Consider the following 18877-nt stretch of genomic DNA (forward strand, 5'->3'; position numbering starts at 1 on the left):
TAGAGCTCATTCCAATATGGAATGAGCTCATGAGATGATATCATATACAAGCATGGGTTGCTGCCGGAAGGGGGCGTTTATGGAAGACTTCAATCTTTCTCTCGGGAGACTTATCGCTAAATGGCGGAGACGCTCCGGGATGTCACAGGCGGCGCTCGCTGAGGCAACGGGATGCCAGCAAGCGTCGATTTCGAAACTGGAAAGCGGCTCCAAGCGCATAACTGTCTCTGAGCTTTCTCAAGTGCTTTGTGCCTGCGGATTAACCTTCAGTGCGGTAAGCGACGATCTTGATGGCCTTATCGCTTATGAGCCTCAACCTTTATGGGAGCGTGTAAATGAGTAGCAGTGCAAACATTTCTGAAATATGCGAAGCGCTTCTGGCGGCGTCCCTGCCTATAGATCCGAACTCGATGGAAAGCGCCGCGATTCAGGTTGCGGACTATTACGAGAACGGCCCTGAGGAATCCAGGATTCCCGCTGAAGAGATCTCCGATCGCTTCAGCGAGATGTGGAGCTTTTGGCTTGAGAACTACGATAGTCCCTCAAAGGAATTGAAGGACGTCATTAGCGCCGCGGTTGGCGTCGACCATGAAATGGAAGAGCTCGCGAACGGCTACTTCAAGCTCGAAGAAAAACTCGAGGAGAAGCAGTTCATGGCAAGGAGTCATGCAATCGCTTTGATTGGCTGTGCTCCGCTCATTCGTACCCTTGTCGTGGAGCAGCACCTCGGTCTCGATAGGATTAGAGGCATTCTTAACGTTCCTGCCGCCACTTTCGACGCCATCAATGCTGTAATCAGTTCTATCGGTATTGACCCGCCCTTCGGCTCTGAGAGGATAGCCGGAATACATGAAACTGACGTTTCAGACGTCGCCGCCCTGTTTGGTGATATCGAACCTGACGTCGCTGGAGAAACTTTCCGAGGCCTTCTCGGATCGTTCTCGAGATGCGATACGCTTGCCGACGATGTTATCGACTTGGGCCTCATTCCTTTTGAGCCGTACCAGTTTATGCTCTACTTTGAGTTGCTTACGCTTGAGATGGTTGACAGATTCCCCGGCAGGGCGATTTACGAATGCACGCCCCGTTCGAGCAATGTAAAGGCGCTTTGGAACTCCATGTATCATCCCACTCAGGAGAATCCATACCTCAACAACGCCAAGTCCGTCTATTCACTTGACGAAGCATGGGCCGAAACGAAACTCTCCCGGCAGACTGGGAACGGCTCGATTCTGCTTGCCGATGTCTTTAGCATTCTGGCAGAGTTGCCCTACACGACGAGAAGACGCGTTGCTCACATTATTCGTTGTTATTTGATTCTCATTGCCGATTCTCGTCAAACGAAGACGCCTTTGGAGCCGATCGGCGTCGATTCCATCAAGGCTTTTGTCAAACGCGTGGGGATCTCAAACAGTTTAACCAAGGGCGTTCTCGATCAGAGGCTGGTAGATTTCCTTACCCGCTGCATTCATCCGGAAGAGGGCTGGTTCGCAAGGGGTCTCGGCTCTTCCGTGAACGAGACGAACGCTTCGGGGCGCAAATATGGCGATGTTGAATACTTGGACCTTTCAAATCGTGCACATATCGAGGCCTATGAGGCACACGGTGGCGGTCTGCGGGATGAGTACATTCAGGCGCACATTAACTCCCTGCATGAAACTGTGCGCTACCACGAGCACGAGGCGAAGTTGCGCAACGAACCCTACGACATGACCGTTAGAGTCACGTACGTTGCCCATGACGTTTCGAGACTGATTGACTTTCATGATGGATGCACAAAGGAAATCGAGGGCATTCCGTTCGAGTTTCGCTTTATGACGTACGTCGATTTGCTCAACGCTGCTGGCGGCATCGATGTCGTAATCGGAAATCTGGCGGATTTTAATGAGTTGATTCATCAGAGGATCTCTAGGCTTCCCGATGCGTATACGTTGAAGCGGCGCTATCAGGAGATTACTGGATTGGGATTATCCGAAAAGAATTAGTTGCTGGGGCCCGCGTTCCGAGCTGTGGTGGTTCGGAACGCGGGCCTCTCTGTGCTTCCATGTAGCATAAGCGCTCGGGTATCTGTGCTTATTTTGACGTGTTGGATCCATTGGAGATGGGTGCGATTTGTATTCAGCATCTCTTTACTGCTGCGCATCTAGCCGCGGCATCAATGAACTTCGCTAGCGCTTTCGGACTGGCAAAAGGCATACACAAGTGTCAGTCTTTTGACATCGCGTGGCCTGAGCGGCGGCGTGCAACGGCTGCACGCCGCCTGCGTCTGCCTACATCCCCGCAACCCCACGCGCGGCGCTCAGCAGTTCGTACTCCCTCTGGCTCCACTGGCGCAGCTCGGCAGCCCCGACGGCATCTCGGCACAGGTCCAAAAACACCTCGGCTCCCTCGCAGAAGCACTCACGGGCAAAGGCACCGGATCCGTCCACGATGCACGCGCCGTCGGCAAACAGCATCCAACTCGACGGCTCACGCGAATCGTCTCCGAGCAGCTTGATCTGCAGTACGTGCGGGTCGTCGGCGTCGCAGAGCTCTTCCTCGAGCACCTGCACCGTAAAGCGCATCTGGAGGGACAGAGTATAAAATCCGGAAAAGTGTCGAAATAGGCACCTTAAAACTTCGGAAAAGTGTAGTTGGATGACAAAACAGCACTTAGAAGCCGATGCTGGATGCGGGATCCTGCGGCTGCCTTCAGCCCTCGCTACTCGTCGTCTCCGTCGTTGGGGTCGCCCTTGAGGGTGTTGATGTCCAGGTACTGGTTATCGTCCTCTTTTTGCTGGGTTTCCGACTCCGCTTGGGTGGGGCCGCGGAACAGCTGGAATCCTTCAAACGCAATGACACCGAGCAGGGCAATGATAATGGCGATAAAGGCAACCTTGACTGCCTGCGGAAATTCCGAGAAACGCAGTGCCTTTTCCTCGGCGTAATAATCGGCGAAGCGCTCTTCGCCCGTGCTTTTGGTATACGCCGGCGCGGACGCGGCCTCCGGGTCATATTCCGGTGCAGGCGTGGCAGCGTACGGATCGTTGAGATAATCGCTCGATGCGGTGCCATAATCCTCGGTCTCGATGCGACCGGTGCCAGCATGGCCATCGGAATAATCGGAATATGCCGCACTGCCCTCATAGTCCGCGGCGCTCGTGTTGGCGGCAAAAAGCGGGTTAACTGGAACATCGAGCGCCGGCATGCCGGTAGAGGTCTCATCCAGATCGGCTGCGGCCCAGGAATCGTGGACAACCTGATGGGCAACGGGCTCATCGAGCCTTGTGACCGGAGGCTTGCGTGCCGCAGGAACAGGCAACTGCTGGGCGCTGTACATAACGGTGCTGTCGGCCGATTTGCCCTGCGTCGCTGCAGCGAGAAATGCCGCCGTCTCGGACGGGTCGCTTGCGGGGCGGGGAGCGAGCGTGGGCGCCGAAGTGGGTGCGGGCGTCGAAACAGGCGGCTGCGCAGGAGTCGGCGCAGATGCGGGCCTGGGCACAAGTGCGGGATTGGGACTTGACGGGTGAGCCCCGCCGCTCATGAGTTCGTCGGCGGTCCACGGGCGATCATCCATCACGTCGTCAAGGCTCAGCGAAAACAGGTCGTCTTCACCCTCATCGAACATGCGGTGCACATGTCCACCAATTGCCGGAATCAATCCGCGATCGGTGCATGATGCCTTGCTCAACGCCATTCTATTCCATCCTTTCGAAATACCAATGACATCGATTATATGGAACTTCCCAAGCGGCTCGGTCTTGGATTCGTGCTTTCCAGAACTCGCGCCCAAAAGGGGAGGGGCAATCCAAGCGAGTGCCTACTTGTCGCCGGTCGCCGCCTTGGCCTCATTGAGGTAGCTATAGAAGCTGTACTTGGAGATGCCAAAGAACTCGCAGGCGCGCTCGCTCGACTTGGAAATGAGGAAGGCACCGCGACGGTCGAGGTAGCCAATGGCACGAATGCGCTCGTCTTTGGTCATGAGCGCCGCGGGCTTGCCCACAAACTGTTCGCACTCGCGCAGTAGGTCTTCGAGCAGGTCGCCGATGTTTTTGGTGATGGGCTCGGGCTCGGTATAGCCTGTGCCGCCGGTGCCGGTTAAAGCGTCGAGCGAGCGCTCAAAAGCCTTCATAAGCGTAATGTCAAAGTTGATGCCCAAAATGCCGACGGGCTTGCCTTCGTCGTTGCGGATAAAGATGGTCGAGGACTTGAGCAGCTTGCCATCGGCGGTTTTGGTGAGGTATGGCTCGCGGTCGTGCACGTCGGTGGTGCCATCGTGCATGGACTCAAGCACAATATGGCTGGGACCGTCACCCAGTTTGCGCCCGCTGACGTGGCCGTTTTCGATCACTACGATGGAGTGGTCCACGTCCTCGGTCTCCAGATCGTGGACGACGACTTCGCAGTTGGGGCCAAACTGGAGCGCCAGACCGTGTGCGAGGCGCTTGTAAAACTCAATCTGTGACGGGGTCATGGGTGCCTTCCTAAAAATTAGTTTGGGCATACTTTGCCATAAACCACACCTGTTCGCAAATAACGAAAGCGTTGCTGCGTTATGTAACCGTTCGTCGGCGAAAAGGTACCGATTACGGCAACAAACAATTTGTTAGGTTTGCCAATCAAAAAGTGTGATAGAACAGTGCTAACAAACTTTTTGTTTGGCATCCACATAAAAGTTCAGTCGCATGAATGGGAATGGGCTGAAACGCGTATGCGGGGGCCGGCAAGAGAGGACTTAAGGAGTTCACCGTATGGCCGATAAGATCCAGTGGGCGGGCAACACGATGCCCAAGAGCGATGACAAGCACTTGGGAATCATGAGCCTCGACCACGTGAAGAAGGCCCGTGCCTTCCACCAGTCGTTCCCCCAGTACACCGTCACTCCGCTTGCCCGCCTGGACGGCCAGGCCGCGCGCCTGGGCCTGTCCAACCTGTGCGTTAAGGACGAGAGCTATCGCTTTGGCCTCAACGCCTTTAAGGTCCTGGGCGGCTCGTTTGCCATGGCCAACTACATTGCCGACGAGACCGGCAAGGACGTTGCCGAGTGCACCTTCGATTGCCTGACCTCCGATCAGCTTGCCAAGGACTTTGGCCAGGCCACCTTCTTTACCGCCACCGACGGCAACCATGGCCGCGGCGTGGCATGGGCTGCCAACAAGCTCGGCCAGAAGGCCGTCGTGCACATGCCCAAGGGTTCCACCAAGCCCCGCTTCGATAACATCGCCGCCGAGGGCGCCACGGTGACCATCGAAGAGGTCAACTACGACGAGTGCGTGCGCATGGCCGCCGCCGAGGCCGACGCCTGCGAGCGCGGCGTCATCGTTCAGGACACCGCCTGGGAGGGCTACGAGAAGATCCCGTCCTGGATCATGGAGGGTTACGGCACCATGGCTTCCGAGGCTGCCGAGCAGCTGCGCGAGATGGCCATCAACCGCCCGACGCACGTGTTTGTCCAGGCTGGCGTGGGTTCGCTCGCCGGCGCCGTGGTGGGCTACTTCACCAACCTGTATCCCGATAACCCGCCCACCTTCGTCGTGGTCGAGTGCGCTCCGGCCGCCTGCCTGTACAAGGGCGCTGCCGCCGGCGACGGCGACCCGCGCATCGTGGACGGCGACATGCCCTCCATCATGGCCGGCCTGTGCTGTGGCGAGCCCAATATCCTGGGCTGGGATATCCTGCGCAACCACGCTACCGCCTTCGTGTCCTGCCCCGACTGGGTCACCGCTCGCGGCATGCGCACCCTAGGCGCCCCCGAGAAGGGCGACCCGCGCGTCATCTCCGGCGAGTCCGGCGCTGTGACCACCGGCCTGGTCGAGACCCTCATGCTCGATCCCGAGTACGCCGAGCTCAAGGAGCTCATCGGCCTGGACAAGACGAGCTCCGTGCTCTGCTTCTCCACCGAGGGCGACACGGATCCGGATCAGTACCGTCGCATCGTCTGGGAAGGCGAATACCCCACTTGCTAATCGTTGGGGCGGAGTAAATAGGTATCGCTCCGCCACCTCACAGGTAGATTCCTTCGTTTGAAAGGTTATGAACAATGGCTAAAGAACTCGATTTCGACGCTATCAAGGCTGCTGCTGAGTCTCATCGTGCTGATATGACTCGCTTCCTGCGCGCTATGATCTCGCATCCCTCTGAGTCTTGCGAGGAGGGCGAGGTTGTCGCCTGCATCAAGGCCGAGATGGAGAGCCTTGGCTATGACGAGGTCAAGGTCGACGGCCTGGGCAACGTTATGGGCTTTATGGGCGAGGGCGACAAGATCATCGCCATCGACTCCCACATCGACACCGTCGGCATCGGCAACATCGATAACTGGGATGCCGATCCCTATGAGGGCTACGAGACCGACGAGATCATCTACGGCCGCGGCGGCTCCGACCAGGAGGGTGGCATGGCTTCTGCTACCTACGCTGCCAAGATGATGAAGGACATGGGCCTCATCCCCGAGGGCTACAAGATCATGGTCGTCGGCACCGTCCAGGAAGAGGACTGCGACGGCATGTGCTGGCAGTACATCTACAACAAGGATGGCATTAAGCCCGAGTTCGTCATTTCCACCGAGCCCACCGACGGCGGCATCTATCGCGGTCACCGCGGCCGCATGGAGATCCGCGTCGACGTTCACGGTACCTCCTGCCACGGCTCCGCTCCCGACCGCGGCGACAACGCCATCTACAAGATGGCCGACATCATCGCCGACGTCCGCGCCCTCAACAACAACGGCTGCGACGAGTCGACCGACATCAAGGGTCTCGTCAAGATGCTCGACCCCAAGTACAATCCCGAGCACTTCGAGGATGCCCGCTTCCTGGGCCGCGGCACCTGCACCGTCAGCCAGATCTTCTACACCAGCCCCAGCCGCTGCGCTGTGGCCGACTCCTGCGCCATCTCCATCGACCGTCGCATGACCGCCGGCGAGACCTGGGAGTCCTGCCTGGACGAGATCCGCAACCTGCCGGCAGCCAAGAAGTACGGCGACGACGTGAAGGTCTCCATGTACATGTACGACCGTCCGTCCTGGACCGGCGAGGTCTACGAGACCGAGGCTTACTTCCCCACGTGGATCAACAAGGAGACCGCTCCGCACGTCAAGGCCCTCGTCGACGCCCACAAGGCCATGTTCGGTGACGAGCGCATCGGCTGCGAGCCCAGCATGGACAAGCGCACCGGTCGCCCGCTGTGCGACAAGTGGACCTTCTCCACGAACTGCGTTTCCATCCAGGGCCGCTACGGCATCCCCTGCGTGGGCTTTGGCCCGGGTGCCGAGTCTCAGGCTCACGCTCCCAACGAGGTCACCTACAAGGACGACCTGGTCACCGCTGCCGCCATGTATGTGGCTGCCCTGAACCTCTACGATCCGAGTCAGGCCGATGGCGATGCCACCGTGTTCCGCGCCGGTCTGACCAACAACAAGATCGATTAGTCCCATTCTTCGATCCTGTTGAGCCGGGGGCCGTTCGTGTCCCCGGCACCCCCTGTTGACTTGGGGCCCGCGGTCGTTATCTCCCATGCTTTCTCAACGGTGGCGGGTCCTCGTCATGGTGCTCTGCATGTTCTGCCACACGCGCATGCCGGAGCACATCTACTCATTGCGATCGTTTCATCTTTAGAAAGGACATTTCCATGGACGCTAAGTTTACCGAGCTCGTCGAGCAGCTGAACGGCCTCGATTTTAAGGGTATGTACGGCAGCGATTTCCTGCACACTTGGGACAAGACCACCGATGAGCTCAAGGCTCTCTACATCGTCGCCGACGCCCTGCGCGAGCTGCGTGAGAACAACGTTTCGTCCAAGATTTTCGACTCCGGTCTTGCCGTCTCCCTGTTCCGCGACAACTCCACCCGTACGCGCTTCTCCTTCTCTAAGGCCGCCAACCTGCTCGGCCTTGAGCTGCAGGACCTGGACGAGAAGAAGTCCCAGATCGCCCACGGCGAGACCGTCCGCGAGACCGCTACCATGATCTCCTTTATGGCCGACGTCATCGGCATCCGCGACGACATGTACATCGGCAAGGGCGACGCCTATATGGCCGAGGTCTCCGAGTCTGTCCAGCAGGCCTACGAGGACGGCGTTCTGGATCACCGTCCCACGCTCATCTCCTTGCAGTCCGATTCCGATCACCCCACGCAGTCCTCTGCCGACATGCTCTACCTCATCAACGAGTTTGGCGGCCTCGAGAACCTCAAGGGCAAGAAGGTTGCCGTCACCTGGGCCTATTCGCCCTCTTACGGCAAGCCGCTGTCCTGCCCGCAGTCGCTGATCAGCCTGCTGCCCCGCTTTGGCATGGACGTCACCCTGGCCCACCCCGAGGGCTACGACCTCATGCCCGAGGTCGTCGAGCGCGCCAAGGGCTATGCCGCCGAGTCCGGCACCACCTTTAAGCAGGTCAACACCATGGCCGAGGCCTTCGAGGGCGCCGACATCGTGATCCCCAAGAGTTGGGCTCCGTTTGCCGCCATGGAGAAGCGTACCAATCTGTACGCCGAGGGCGACGACGCCGGCATCGCTGCGCTCGAGAAGGAGCTGCTCGCCCAGAACGCCACCCATCAGGATTGGTGCTCCACGACCGAGCTCATGGAGAAGACTGCCAACGGCCAGGACACCATCTTTATGCACCCGCTGCCCGCCGACATCTCCGGTGTCTCCTGCGAGCACGGCGAGGTCAACGCCGACGTCTTCGACATGCACCGCGTGGGCATGTACAAGGAGGCCAGCTACAAGCCGTACGCCATCGCAGCCATGATGTTCCTGCAGAAGGTTGCCGATCCCGCCGCTACCCTCAAGGCCCTCGACGAGCGCAACACCGCCCGTTGGCTCCAGGCCTAAAGCCGGGTTGAGGTAAGCCATGTAAAGGGGGCACTCTGCCAACCGGCGGGGTGCCCTTTTTTGCATCGCGGGCGTGCGGGATAAGCGCTTTCGATGTAGATGCCCGCGGCGCGAGTTATGGGTACGATGGTTTCAGGGGAGGTATCACCATGAAACTTGGATGCGTCATTATGGCTTCGGGCGAGGGCAAACGGTTTGGCTCTAACAAGATGCTTGCCGATATCTATGGCGAGCCGCTGATTGCCCGGACCATCGATTCGGTTCCCCGGGGTTTTGACGTTGTGGTTTCGACGCGTTGGCCCGAGGTCGCCCAGATTTGCGAGGACAAGCATTGCCCGTGCGTGCTGCACGATGGCGAGCTGCGCAGCGAAAGCGTCCGTGCGGGCCTTTCGTGGGGAGTCGAACGCAACTGGAAAGGTTGCCTCTTTTTGCCGGGCGACCAGCCGCTCGTGAGTTCGGATTCTTTTGAGGCCATGGTTCGCACGTTTGATGAGCGTGGCCGCAAGCATCCGGTGCGTCTTGCGTGCAACGGTGAGCCTTCGAGCCCGGTGCTCTTTCCGGCGGAACTGTTCGATGCACTCATGTGTCTTGAGGGCAAGGACGGCGGCGGTTCGATCCTCAAGGACCGTACCGACGTGGTGCTGGTCGAGGCGCGTGCCTACGAGCTGTGGGACGTCGATACCGCCAAGGGACAGCAACGCATAACGGAGCATATCGCCGCCTGCTCGTATTTTGATCGCGTGGCCAACTGCATCAATCAATAAGGAGCAATTATGATCATCATCAAAAACGGCGGGCTCGTGACGCTACAGGGACTTCGTCGCGCCGATCTTGCCATGGAGGGCGACAAGATCGTGCGGATCGCCGCGGCGATTGAGCCGGCCGAGGGCGATACCGTTGAGGATGCCGTGGGCTGTTGGGTGTTCCCCGGCTTTATCGACGGCCACACGCACATGCAGTGCTGGACCGGCATGGATTGGACAGCCGATAGCTTTGAGACCGGCACGCGCGCGGCTGCCTGCGGCGGCACGACGACCATTGTGGACTACGCGACGGCCGATCGCGGCGTGACCATGCCCGATGCCTTGGCCGAGTGGCATCGCCGCGCCGACGGAACCTGCACGGCCAACTACGCGTTTCATATGGCACTCGCCGAGTGGAATGAGCGCAACCGCGCCGATCTTTCGGCTATGCGCGAGGCGGGCGTGTCGTCGTTTAAGACCTACTTTGCCTATGACCACCTGCGCTTGGACGATGCCGAGACGCTCGAGGTGCTGGAGGAGCTCAAGCACCTGGGCGGTATCCTGTGCGTGCATTGTGAGAACGGCACGTTGGTGAATGAACTGCAGAGGCGCGTGTACGAGCAGGGGATTCATGGGCCCGAGGGGCATGCGCTCAGCCGTCCGGACGTGTGTGAGGGTGAGGCCGTGAGTCGTCTGCTGTATCTGGCGCACTTGGCCGGGGACGCTCCGGTCAACGTGGTGCACCTTTCGACCAAGCTGGGTCTCGAGGCCATCCGTGCCGCCAAGGCGCGCGGGCAGAAGAATATCTATGTCGAGACCTGCCCTCAGTATCTGATATTCGACGATACTTGCTACTTGGAGCAGGGCGAGGACGGCTTTGCGGGCGCCAAGTACGTGATGAGTCCGCCGTTGCGCCATGCCGGCGATCGTGCGGCCCTGCGCGAGGCGCTTGTGGCCGGCGAGATCGATACGATTGCGACCGACCACTGCAGCTTTAACCTGCACGGGCAAAAGGACCGTGGGCGCGACGATTTCCGTGCGATTCCCAACGGCGGGCCCGGTGTGGAGCATCGTCCCGTCGCGATTGCCACGAGCTTTGAAGGGCAACTGGGCCCCGAGGATCTGTGCCGCTTGATGAGCGAGAACCCGGCGCGCGTCTTTGGCATGTATCCGCGCAAGGGCTGTCTTGCCGAGGGCGCCGATGCCGACGTGTGCGTGTGGGATCCCCAGGCGCGCTGGACCATTCGCGCGGCGACACAGCATCAGGCCGTGGACTACACGCCGCTCGAGGGCTTTGAGGCGCATGGTCGCGCCAAGGCCGTGTTTGTGAACGGTGTGCTGGCGGCGCGCGATGGCGAGCCCACCGGAGTCCAGCCCGGTCGCTACGTGCCCCGCTAGCAGGAAGGCCGCCAGGGTAGCTAATTTGTGACGGGGCTCTTTTAGCTACCCTTGCCTGCCTGATGATTTTTCTCTCAACATGGGGTAGCTAAAAGAGCCCCGTCCCAAATTAGCTACCCTTTGAGGCTGGTGGTGATGATGGAACGGTCGAGGACTGCCTCGAAGCGATCTGCCATCGTTGGGTCGGCAAGCGTGTCGACTTGGTTGAGCATGATGCGGGCATTGTTGAGGTTCAGCATTCGCAGCTCGGCATTGAGCACCATGGCGACGCGCTCTGGGGTGGCAGCGTCGGTGGGCTCGCAGCCGCAGCGCTCGCAGAAGAGCTTGGGGCGGTGGACAACCTCGGCGACGGGCTTGCCCAGCCCCGAGGCGCCGACGAGCCAGATGACGTTGACCGTGCCGGCGGGAACGACCGGCTCCCACGGGGCGTGCGCCTTGAGCGGGAGCCGCTTGCTGCCATCCGCCTCGGCCAGGACGTAGTCAAAGCGCTGCGCCAGCTGGTCGAGCGGCTCGGCAGGGGAGGAGAGCTTGCCCGTCTGGGGGTCCAAGACGCCTGCCTGGCAGATGCTTCCCCGCACAAGCCCCGCGCAGGCCTCGCAGGTGCAGCCTAGGGCGTGTGGGGCACCCGGCTTCCAAGGCGCGGCGTCCAGGCGACGGCCCGACCCGTCCCACGGCACACCGGCGACGGGGAACATGCGCGTGGTGGTGCAGAGGAGCACGCGGCCGCCAGCGCGCATAAGCTCAAGGCCGAGTGTCTTTAGCAAGGTCGACTTGCCACCGCTGCCGATAATCGCGGTAATGTCCGGCTCGATCCTGAGCGCCGAGGCAAGATTGCCGCTAACCGTCTCCATCTGTTCACCGCCGTATAATACTGTGATAATAAATAATCATCAGAGTAGCGGTCGAACCGCTTTTGCTCTGCTCAAACCGTAGCACAGGGAGGTGCCCCGGGAATGCTCGTTTATGTTCGCGGCGCCGGCGATATCGCCACGGGTGTCGCTGCCCGTTTGGTGCGCGCCGGCGTGTCGGTCGTCATGGCCGATATCGCGGTTCCCACGTGCATCCGTCGCACAATCAGTTTTTGCGAGGCCATTCGTCTGGGCGAGGTCGAGGTCGAGGGTATTCGCGCTCGCTTGGCACAGACGCCGGCAGAGGCACTTGCGATTACCGAGGCCGGAGACGTCGCCGTTGTGGTGGACCCCCAGGCCAAGATGCTCGGCGAGCTGAAACCCGCTGCTGTGGTCGACGCGATTCTGGCCAAGCATAACTTGGGCACCACGCGCGACATGGCACCTGCCGTTATCGCCGTGGGACCGGGCTTTACCGCGCCGGTTGACTGCGACGCCGTGGTCGAAACCATGCGCGGGCATTTCCTGGGCCGTGTCATTACCCAAGGTTCGCCCCAGCCCAACACGGGCGTGCCGGGCATTATCGCTGGCTATGGCAGGGAGCGCGTTATCCACAGCCCCGCCGCCGGGGTGTTTCGGTCCGACCGCGCAATCGGCGACATCGTGAGCGCCGGAGACGTGATTGGCTACGCGGGCGATACGCCCATGTGCACGCAGATCGATGGCTGTCTGCGCGGGCTTTTGGCGAACGGCGTGCAAGTGACTGAGGGCTTTAAATGCGCCGATGTCGATCCGCGCGGTGATGCCAACTATATCAACTATATTTCGGACAAGGCGACGTCGGTCGGCGGCGGCGTGCTTGAGGCACTCGCTATGCTCACCGATGTCTTTAGAAGATAGAAGGCGGCAATGGAAAAGCTCGATGTTGTAAATGCGGCGCTTGCCGCCCTGCGTGCTGGCGAGACGTGCGAGCTCGTGGTCGTGACCGGTACGGCGGGGTCGTCACCGCGCGGTGTGGGCGCATGGATGACTGCCTTTGCCGATGGCAGCCAAGCGGGCACCATCGGTGGCGGCAAGATCGAGCTCTTTGCGCTCGATGAGGCGCGCGAGCTGCTGGCCGCGGGGCAGTCGCGTCTGGTCCGCTACACCATGGGCGGCGAGAACTCCGATACCGGCATGATTTGCGGCGGAGCCATCTGCCTGTGCTATCTGCACCTGGACGCGACCCAGGCACCATTGTTCCAGGAAATTGCCGACGTCTTGGTCTATCGGCGCATCGGCGACTTCGTCATCGACTTTGAGCCGTTTATCGCGAGCGCGCTCGAGGGCGATGTGGCCGAGTACCATGGCGAGGAATCGCGCCGCACCATTGCAGGCTGCCCCGGGCTTTCGCTGGTGGAGGAGGGGAGTAAGGTCACCTACACCAACGCGGCCTCTGAGATTCCCGCGGCGCACATCGAGACGCTCTGCCCCGAGGGCCTGACCTACATCTTTGGCTGCGGACACGTGGGCGCCGCGACGGCGCGCGTGCTCACGGCGGTGGGCTTTGCCGTCGTGGCCTGCGATGACCGCCCCGGCACGTTGACGCCCGAATGGGTGCCCGGTGTCTACGATCGTCGCCTGGTCGATTACAAGAACCTGAGCGAGCTGTGCCCCATCGGTCCGCGCGACCTGGTGGTCGTGGCCACAGCAGGCCACAAGTCCGATATCGACGTGGTGATTCAGGCCATGCGCGCCAAGCCTGCCTACCTGGGCTGTCTGGGTTCGCGCCGCAAGACGGCCTTTGTGCGTGCCCGTCTGGAGCAGGAGGGCTTTACGCAGGACCAGATCGACGAGCTGCACCTTCCGATCGGCGTTGCCATCGAGGCCGAGGACCCCGAGGAGATCGCCATCTCCATCGCCGCCGAGATGATCCACCTGCGCCGCACCCAACTCGTTCCCCGCAAGCGCTAATCGCATCCCCACCAATTAAGTTGCGGTGAAATACGGATTGTTTAAGCCTGTTAGGCCGCCCAACAGTCCCTATTTCACCGCAACTGCATTTTGGGACCCATTTGTGCGGGGGAGTTGTGGAGTTGTGCAGGCAGACGAGGTTTTTCTGGAAATACGCTCCCGATGCGCGTATAGTACCGATTGTTTTGTCGGCTCCTGCTGCGTCGAGTCCAAACCGCGAAATGCCATGAGCGGCGCGGATGCAGCCAGGAGGCACGAGGACAACCCATCGTGGCCACGCCCCGTGCTTAAAACCCCAAGAAGGAGTGAACAATGGCAGAAGAGAAGTATGTGCCGCGTCTGAAGACCAAGTACAACAACGAGGTCAAGCAGCAGCTTCAGGACAAGTTCCAGTACGAGAACGTCATGATGATCCCCAAGTTTGAGAAGATTGTCGTGAACATGGGTGTCGGCGAGGCCGCTACCGATTCCAAGGCCATCGACGGTGCCGTGCGCGACCTGCGCGCCATCACCGGCCAGCAGCCGATGATCACCCGTGCCCGCAAGTCCATCGCTACCTTCCGCCTGCGCGCTGGTATGCCGATCGGCTGCAAGGTTACCCTGCGTGGCGACCGTATGTGGGAGTTCTTCGATCGTCTGACCTCCGTCGCGATCCCCCGTATCCGCGACTTCCGCGGCATCTCCGCCAAGAGCTTCGACGGCCGTGGTAACTTCTCCATGGGCGTCACCGAGCAGCTCATCTTCCCCGAGATCGACTTCGACTCCGTCGATCACCAGCGCGGTATGGACATCACTTTCGTGACCACCGCCAATACCGATGAGGAGGCCAAGGCCCTTCTGGACGCCTTCGGTTTCCCGTTCAAGAAATAGGTTCACCTGCCCTATAAGCGCCGTTCCCACAAGGGGGCGGCGCTTGGGGCGAACAATACTCTATGTGAGGAGGATATAAGTGGCTAAGACATCGATGATCGTCAAGTGCAATCGCAAGCAGAAGTTCTCTACTCGTGAGTACACGCGCTGCCAGCGCTGCGGCCGTCCGCACTCTGTGTACCGCAAGTTCGGCCTGTGCCGTGTCTGCTTCCGCGAGCTTGCACTCAAGGGCGAGCTTCCCGGCGTTAAGAAGGCCAGCTGGTAAGTCACTACCAGCGTTTCAAGCATCAGTTTGGAACAGGGAAAACGCGCTAAAAAGGCTTTGCCGTTAAGGGCGGCGAAGAACCAAGAGCACGTGTTCATCAAGAACGAAGGAGAATCTGTATGAACCTTACAGACCCGATCGCAGATATGCTTACGCGCATCCGTAACGCTAACTCTGTGAACAAGGCCACGGTCTCCATGCCGAGCAGCAAGAAGCTCGTCGAGATCGCTCGTGTTCTGCACGAGGAGGGCTACATCGAGGGCTACGATGTCGAGGACACCGTTCCCCAGAAGACTCTGCACATCACGCTTAAGTATGGTCCCAAGAAGGCTAAGGTCATCAACGGCATCCGCCGCATTTCCAAGCCGGGCCTGCGTAAGTACACCGGCGTTGCCGACATGCCCCGCGTCCGCGGTGGCCTTGGTACCGCCATTATTTCCACCAGCCATGGCGTCATGACCGACCGCGATGCTCGCAAGCACAACGTCGGCGGCGAGATCATCGCTTACGTCTGGTAATTCGCTCGGTAGGTAGAAGGAAAGGAGATCACCGTGTCTCGTATCGGTAATAAGCCTGTCCAGATTCCCGCCGGAGTCGAAGTGGCAGTCAACGGCAACAACGTTGTCGTCAAGGGCCCCAAGGGCCAGCTCGAGCTCGATGTCTTTGAGAAGCTCGCTATCAACGTCGAGGACAACGTCCTCACCGTTTCCCGTCCCGACGACGAGCGTGAGACCCGTGCCCGCCACGGTCTCACCCGCGCCCTCATCCACAACATGGTTGTTGGCGTTTCCGAGGGCTTCGAGAAGAAGCTCGAGCTCGCCGGCGTCGGTTACCGCGTGCAGCAGAAGGGCAAGAACCTCGAGTTCTCCCTGGGCTTCTCGCACCCCGTGATCGTCGAGGCTCCCGAGGGCATCACCTTCGAGGTTCCCGACAACACCCACGTGAACGTCAAGGGTATCAACAAGCAGCAGGTCGGTCAGATCGCCGCTGAGATCCGCGGCCATCGTCCTCCCGAGCCTTACAAGGGCAAGGGTATCCACTACGTTGGCGAGCACATCCGCCGCAAGCTGGGTAAGGCCGCCAAGTAGTCGTAACCGACTCACTCGCATAAGACCAGCACCCCGTCAGGTGCTGGCAAGATCAACCTTTTTAGGAGTTTACGTATGAACAAGCATAAGGCGAAGCTGGAAGGCCTCAAGCGTCGTCAGCGTCGTGTTCGCGGCAAGGTCTCGGGTACCTCCGAGCGTCCGCGTCTTCGCGTGACCCGTACTAACGCCAACATCTATGCCCAGATCATCGACGACAGCAAGGGCTCCAGCCTGACGCTCGTCTCTGCCTCGACCCTCGAGGCCGAGTTCAAGGGCACCCACACCTCGAACAAGGAGGCTGCGGAGAAGGTCGGTCAGCTCGTTGGCAAGCGCGCCATCGAGGCCGGCATCACCAAGGTCGCCTTCGATCGCGGTGGCCGTATCTACCATGGCCGCGTCAAGGCCCTCGCCGACGGTGCTCGTGCCGCCGGTCTCGAGTTCTAGGAGGTATGTAGCACATGGCTCGTAATCAGAAGCAGCAGCGCGAGGCCTCCGAGTTCGAGGAGCGCGTCGTTTACATCAACCGCGTGTCGAAGACCGTCAAGGGTGGTCGTCGCATGAGCCTCGTCGCTCTCGTCGTCGTTGGCGACGGCAAGGGCAACGTCGGCGTTGGCATGGGCAAGTCCGCTGAGGTGCCCCTGGCCATCTCCAAGGCGTCTCTCGATGCCAAGAAGAACATGTTCCACGTGCCGGTGACCGAGCAGGGCACCATCCCGCACGAGGTTCTCGGCCACTTTGGTGCCGGCCGCATCATCATCAAGCCCGCTGTCGAGGGTACCGGCGTTATCGCCGGCGGCGCTGTGCGTCCCCTCTTTGAGCTTGCTGGCATCAAGAACGTCCTGTCCAAGTCCCTCGGTACCGACAACGGCCTCAACATCATCAAGGCTGCCGTCGAGGGCCTCAAGGAGCTCTCCAGCCCTGAGGACGTCGCGGCTCGCCGTGGCCTGACGGTCTCCGAGATGTTCGTCGGTAAGGAGAACTAAGCATGGCTGACACCATCAAGATCAAGCAGGTCCGCAGCACCAACGGTTGCAAGCAGGACCAGGTCCGTACTGTCCGTGCCCTCGGTCTCCACAGGATCCGCGAGGTTCGCGAGATTGCTGACAACGAGTCCGTCCGCGGCATGATCTTCAAGGTCAAGCACCTTGTCGAGATTGTAGAGGAGTAGCAAATGCAGCTTCACGATCTTACTCCCGCGCCCGGTTCCACCAAGAACCGCAAGCGCGTCGGCCGTGGCAATTCTTCGGGTCACGGCACCACTTCTGGCCGCGGCCAGAAGGGCCAGGGTTCCCGCTCTGGCGGCACCAAGGGTGCCGGCTTCGAGGGTGGCCAGACTCCGCTGGCTATGCGCCTGCCCAAGCTTCCGGGCTTCCGCAACCCCCGTCGTATCGAGTACACCGCTGTTAACGTTGAGCGTCTCGAGCGTAAGTTCGAGGATGGCGCTGTGATCGACGGTGCCGCTCTTAAGGCCGCTCGCATCACCAAGAGCGAGTTCGAGCCCGTCAAGGTGCTCGGCAATGGTGAGCTCACCAAGAAGTTCACGGTCAAGGTCGACAAGGTAAGCGCTTCTGCGCAGGCCAAGATCGAGGCCGCCGGCGGAAAGGTCGAGCTGCCGTGCTAAATGGTCTTAAGAATGCTTTCCGCATCAAAGAATTGCGTGAAAAGATTCTTTTTACCATAGCTATGCTCGTCGTGTACCGCATTGGTGCGCACGTTCCTGTGCCCGGCATTCCCTTCCAGGGGATGCTGGGCCTTTTCTCGACCGATAACAATTCGGTCGCCGCAGGTGCTATGGCCCTCCTGAATCTTTTCTCTGGCGGCGCGTTGAGCTATGTGTCGGTGTTTTCGCTGGGCATCATGCCTTACATCACCAGCTCGATCATCCTCCAGATGCTCCAGGCCGTTGTGCCCTCCCTGCATGAGCTTGCCCGCGAGGGCGAGGTCGGTCAGACCAAGATTACGCAGTATTCGCGTTACCTCACCCTGGCTCTGGCAATCCTCAACTCCGTGGGTTACCTCTTCCTCTTTAAGAGCTTCGGCATCAGCTTTAATGGCGCCGGTGCTCCCGAGATTATCTTCGACCTCATGATCGTCGGCACGCTCACCGCGGGCGCCATGCTGATCATGTGGATTGGTGAGCTCATCACCCAGCGCGGTATCGGCAATGGCATGTCGCTGATCATCTTCGCGAACATCATGGCCGGTCTGCCGCAGGCTATCTTCTCCAGCACCGAGGGCAATGCCGGTGGCATCATCACCATGGTGATCATCTGCGCCATCATCCTGCTGGTTATCCCGCTGATTGTTTTCCTTGAGCGCGGCCAGCGCCGCATCCCGGTCTCCTACGCTAAGCGCGTCGTGGGCCGTCGCATGATGGGTGGTCAGACCACCTACCTGCCCATCAAGGTCAACACCGCGGGTGTCGTGCCAATCATCTTCGCTTCGGCGCTGCTGTACTTCCCGGCTCAGATTGCCGTGTTCTTCCCCGGCATCGGCTGGATCCAGGCAGTTGCCTCTGCGCTTTCGCGCGGCTGGCTCAACTGGGTGCTTAACGTTGTCCTCATCGTGTTTTTCGCGTACTTCTACACCTCCATGGTGTTCAACCCCGATGACACGGCCGACAACCTTAAGAAGCAGGGCGGCTTTATTCCGGGCGTGCGTCCGGGTAGGGCTACCGCGGCCTACATCAAGAACGCGCTCAACAAGATTACGCTTCCCAGCGCTGTCTTTTTGGCGCTCATCGCCATCGTGCCTTCGATCATCTTCTCCTTTACGGGTAACCAGCTGATCCAGGCATTTGGCGGCACGTCCATCCTCATCATGGTCGGCGTCGTGCTCGACACGGTCGATAAGCTCGAAGGCCAGATCAAGATGTATGATTACGATGGATTCTTTAAATAGGCT

General features: G+C 60.0%; 22 protein-coding genes. 18 read left to right on the top strand and 4 right to left on the bottom strand.

Translation table 11 applies throughout. The features are described from left to right. Positions 1-79 precede the first annotated feature (79 nt). Both GPK39_RS04655 and GPK39_RS04660 read left to right on the top strand, forming a co-directional pair. Positions 80-343: a helix-turn-helix domain-containing protein gene (locus GPK39_RS04655; protein ID WP_195520882.1), complete on the top strand. Its 264-nt coding sequence runs from the start codon at positions 80-82 to the stop codon at positions 341-343. Then, positions 336-1985 carry a hypothetical protein gene (locus GPK39_RS04660; protein WP_215674058.1) on the top strand — a complete coding sequence of 550 codons (1650 nt, stop codon included), beginning with the start codon at positions 336-338 and terminating at the stop codon, positions 1983-1985. The genes GPK39_RS04655 and GPK39_RS04660 overlap by 8 nt, the downstream gene beginning before the upstream one ends. A 285-nt stretch (positions 1986-2270) precedes the next feature. On the opposite strand, the gene GPK39_RS04665 is transcribed toward GPK39_RS04660, so the two are convergent. The 3 genes from GPK39_RS04665 to GPK39_RS04675 form a co-directional block, all read right to left on the bottom strand. Then, on the bottom strand, positions 2271-2546 hold the full coding sequence (locus GPK39_RS04665) for a hypothetical protein (protein ID WP_215674059.1): 276 nt from the start codon (positions 2544-2546) through the stop codon (positions 2271-2273). A gap of 155 nt (positions 2547-2701) precedes the next feature. After that, positions 2702-3676, bottom strand: coding sequence for a hypothetical protein (locus GPK39_RS04670; RefSeq protein ID WP_215674061.1), 975 nt, complete (start codon positions 3674-3676; stop codon positions 2702-2704). A gap of 123 nt (positions 3677-3799) precedes the next feature. Further along, positions 3800-4453 carry a helix-turn-helix transcriptional regulator gene (locus tag GPK39_RS04675; protein WP_252204676.1) on the bottom strand — a complete coding sequence of 218 codons (654 nt, stop codon included), beginning with the start codon at positions 4451-4453 and terminating at the stop codon, positions 3800-3802. Between the two features lie 277 nt (positions 4454-4730). Between GPK39_RS04675 and dpaL the strand changes: the two genes are divergently transcribed. The 5 genes from dpaL (at position 4731) to hydA (ending at position 10949) form a co-directional block, all read left to right on the top strand. Next, positions 4731-5945 (top strand): diaminopropionate ammonia-lyase, encoded by a 1215-nt coding sequence (gene dpaL / locus GPK39_RS04680; RefSeq protein WP_215674065.1) that lies wholly within the window; start codon positions 4731-4733, stop codon positions 5943-5945. 74 nt (positions 5946-6019) lie between these two features. After that, positions 6020-7405, top strand: coding sequence for a YgeY family selenium metabolism-linked hydrolase (locus GPK39_RS04685; RefSeq protein WP_195232234.1), 1386 nt, complete (start codon positions 6020-6022; stop codon positions 7403-7405). A gap of 200 nt (positions 7406-7605) precedes the next feature. Continuing rightward, complete coding sequence (gene ygeW / locus GPK39_RS04690) at positions 7606-8808, top strand: knotted carbamoyltransferase YgeW (RefSeq protein ID WP_055287465.1); 1203 nt, start codon at positions 7606-7608, stop codon at positions 8806-8808. Between the two features lie 149 nt (positions 8809-8957). Further along, the gene (locus tag GPK39_RS04695) at positions 8958-9572 is read left to right on the top strand and encodes a nucleotidyltransferase family protein (protein ID WP_215674067.1); all 615 of its coding nucleotides are present in this window, start codon (positions 8958-8960) and stop codon (positions 9570-9572) included. Between the two features lie 9 nt (positions 9573-9581). Beyond that, the gene (gene hydA / locus GPK39_RS04700) at positions 9582-10949 is read left to right on the top strand and encodes a dihydropyrimidinase (RefSeq protein WP_215674069.1); all 1368 of its coding nucleotides are present in this window, start codon (positions 9582-9584) and stop codon (positions 10947-10949) included. 113 nt (positions 10950-11062) lie between these two features. Here the strand turns inward: hydA and yqeC are convergent, their stop codons facing one another. Next, positions 11063-11800 (bottom strand): selenium cofactor biosynthesis protein YqeC, encoded by a 738-nt coding sequence (gene yqeC, locus GPK39_RS04705; protein ID WP_215674071.1) that lies wholly within the window; start codon positions 11798-11800, stop codon positions 11063-11065. A gap of 102 nt (positions 11801-11902) precedes the next feature. On the opposite strand from yqeC, the gene yqeB reads away from it, so the two are divergent. From yqeB to secY, 11 genes are all read left to right on the top strand, one after another. After that, positions 11903-12697, top strand: a complete 795-nt coding sequence (yqeB, locus tag GPK39_RS04710) for a selenium-dependent molybdenum cofactor biosynthesis protein YqeB (protein ID WP_215674073.1) — start codon at positions 11903-11905, stop codon at positions 12695-12697. 9 nt (positions 12698-12706) lie between these two features. Further along, on the top strand, positions 12707-13750 hold the full coding sequence (locus tag GPK39_RS04715; RefSeq protein WP_215674075.1) for an XdhC family protein: 1044 nt from the start codon (positions 12707-12709) through the stop codon (positions 13748-13750). A gap of 312 nt (positions 13751-14062) precedes the next feature. Beyond that, entirely contained in the window at positions 14063-14620 is a 558-nt protein-coding gene (gene rplE, locus GPK39_RS04720; protein ID WP_006235260.1) for a 50S ribosomal protein L5, read from the top strand. A 79-nt stretch (positions 14621-14699) separates the two neighbouring features. Then, positions 14700-14885 carry a type Z 30S ribosomal protein S14 gene (locus GPK39_RS04725; protein ID WP_022094280.1) on the top strand — a complete coding sequence of 62 codons (186 nt, stop codon included), beginning with the start codon at positions 14700-14702 and terminating at the stop codon, positions 14883-14885. A gap of 119 nt (positions 14886-15004) precedes the next feature. Then, entirely contained in the window at positions 15005-15403 is a 399-nt protein-coding gene (gene rpsH, locus GPK39_RS04730) for a 30S ribosomal protein S8 (RefSeq protein WP_006235262.1), read from the top strand. A 33-nt stretch (positions 15404-15436) separates the two neighbouring features. Then, positions 15437-15973: a 50S ribosomal protein L6 gene (rplF, locus tag GPK39_RS04735; RefSeq protein ID WP_006235263.1), complete on the top strand. Its 537-nt coding sequence runs from the start codon at positions 15437-15439 to the stop codon at positions 15971-15973. A 75-nt stretch (positions 15974-16048) separates the two neighbouring features. Next, complete coding sequence (gene rplR, locus GPK39_RS04740; protein WP_006235264.1) at positions 16049-16417, top strand: 50S ribosomal protein L18; 369 nt, start codon at positions 16049-16051, stop codon at positions 16415-16417. A 14-nt stretch (positions 16418-16431) separates the two neighbouring features. After that, the gene (rpsE, locus tag GPK39_RS04745) at positions 16432-16956 is read left to right on the top strand and encodes a 30S ribosomal protein S5 (protein ID WP_055252236.1); all 525 of its coding nucleotides are present in this window, start codon (positions 16432-16434) and stop codon (positions 16954-16956) included. Positions 16957-16958: 2 nt separating this feature from the next. After that, on the top strand, positions 16959-17141 hold the full coding sequence (gene rpmD / locus GPK39_RS04750) for a 50S ribosomal protein L30 (protein WP_006235266.1): 183 nt from the start codon (positions 16959-16961) through the stop codon (positions 17139-17141). Positions 17142-17144: 3 nt separating this feature from the next. Beyond that, on the top strand, positions 17145-17594 hold the full coding sequence (rplO, locus tag GPK39_RS04755) for a 50S ribosomal protein L15 (RefSeq protein ID WP_006235267.1): 450 nt from the start codon (positions 17145-17147) through the stop codon (positions 17592-17594). Next, positions 17588-18874 (top strand): preprotein translocase subunit SecY, encoded by a 1287-nt coding sequence (gene secY, locus GPK39_RS04760; RefSeq protein WP_022094278.1) that lies wholly within the window; start codon positions 17588-17590, stop codon positions 18872-18874. The genes rplO and secY overlap by 7 nt, the downstream gene beginning before the upstream one ends. Positions 18875-18877: the final 3 nt, after the last annotated feature.

It is taken from the genome of Collinsella aerofaciens (genome assembly GCF_018785245.1).
GTDB classification, from domain to species: domain Bacteria; phylum Actinomycetota; class Coriobacteriia; order Coriobacteriales; family Coriobacteriaceae; genus Collinsella; species Collinsella aerofaciens_AD.

Bases quoted from the DNA above. Each gene is read 5' to 3' on its own strand.
- GPK39_RS04655 (WP_195520882.1), top strand. From the start codon at position 80: ATGGAAGACTTCAATCTTTCTCTCGGGAGACTTATCGCTAAATGGCGG.
- GPK39_RS04660 (WP_215674058.1), top strand. From the start codon at position 336: ATGAGTAGCAGTGCAAACATTTCTGAAATATGCGAAGCGCTTCTGGCG.
- GPK39_RS04670 (WP_215674061.1), bottom strand. From the start codon at position 3,676: ATGGCGTTGAGCAAGGCATCATGCACCGATCGCGGATTGATTCCGGCA.
- GPK39_RS04675 (WP_252204676.1), bottom strand. From the start codon at position 4,453: ATGACCCCGTCACAGATTGAGTTTTACAAGCGCCTCGCACACGGTCTG.
- dpaL (WP_215674065.1), top strand. From the start codon at position 4,731: ATGGCCGATAAGATCCAGTGGGCGGGCAACACGATGCCCAAGAGCGAT.
- GPK39_RS04685 (WP_195232234.1), top strand. From the start codon at position 6,020: ATGGCTAAAGAACTCGATTTCGACGCTATCAAGGCTGCTGCTGAGTCT.
- ygeW (WP_055287465.1), top strand. From the start codon at position 7,606: ATGGACGCTAAGTTTACCGAGCTCGTCGAGCAGCTGAACGGCCTCGAT.
- GPK39_RS04695 (WP_215674067.1), top strand. From the start codon at position 8,958: ATGAAACTTGGATGCGTCATTATGGCTTCGGGCGAGGGCAAACGGTTT.
- hydA (WP_215674069.1), top strand. From the start codon at position 9,582: ATGATCATCATCAAAAACGGCGGGCTCGTGACGCTACAGGGACTTCGT.
- yqeC (WP_215674071.1), bottom strand. From the start codon at position 11,800: ATGGAGACGGTTAGCGGCAATCTTGCCTCGGCGCTCAGGATCGAGCCG.
- yqeB (WP_215674073.1), top strand. From the start codon at position 11,903: ATGCTCGTTTATGTTCGCGGCGCCGGCGATATCGCCACGGGTGTCGCT.
- GPK39_RS04715 (WP_215674075.1), top strand. From the start codon at position 12,707: ATGGAAAAGCTCGATGTTGTAAATGCGGCGCTTGCCGCCCTGCGTGCT.
- rplE (WP_006235260.1), top strand. From the start codon at position 14,063: ATGGCAGAAGAGAAGTATGTGCCGCGTCTGAAGACCAAGTACAACAAC.
- rpsH (WP_006235262.1), top strand. From the start codon at position 15,005: ATGAACCTTACAGACCCGATCGCAGATATGCTTACGCGCATCCGTAAC.
- rplR (WP_006235264.1), top strand. From the start codon at position 16,049: ATGAACAAGCATAAGGCGAAGCTGGAAGGCCTCAAGCGTCGTCAGCGT.
- rpsE (WP_055252236.1), top strand. From the start codon at position 16,432: ATGGCTCGTAATCAGAAGCAGCAGCGCGAGGCCTCCGAGTTCGAGGAG.
- rpmD (WP_006235266.1), top strand. From the start codon at position 16,959: ATGGCTGACACCATCAAGATCAAGCAGGTCCGCAGCACCAACGGTTGC.
- rplO (WP_006235267.1), top strand. From the start codon at position 17,145: ATGCAGCTTCACGATCTTACTCCCGCGCCCGGTTCCACCAAGAACCGC.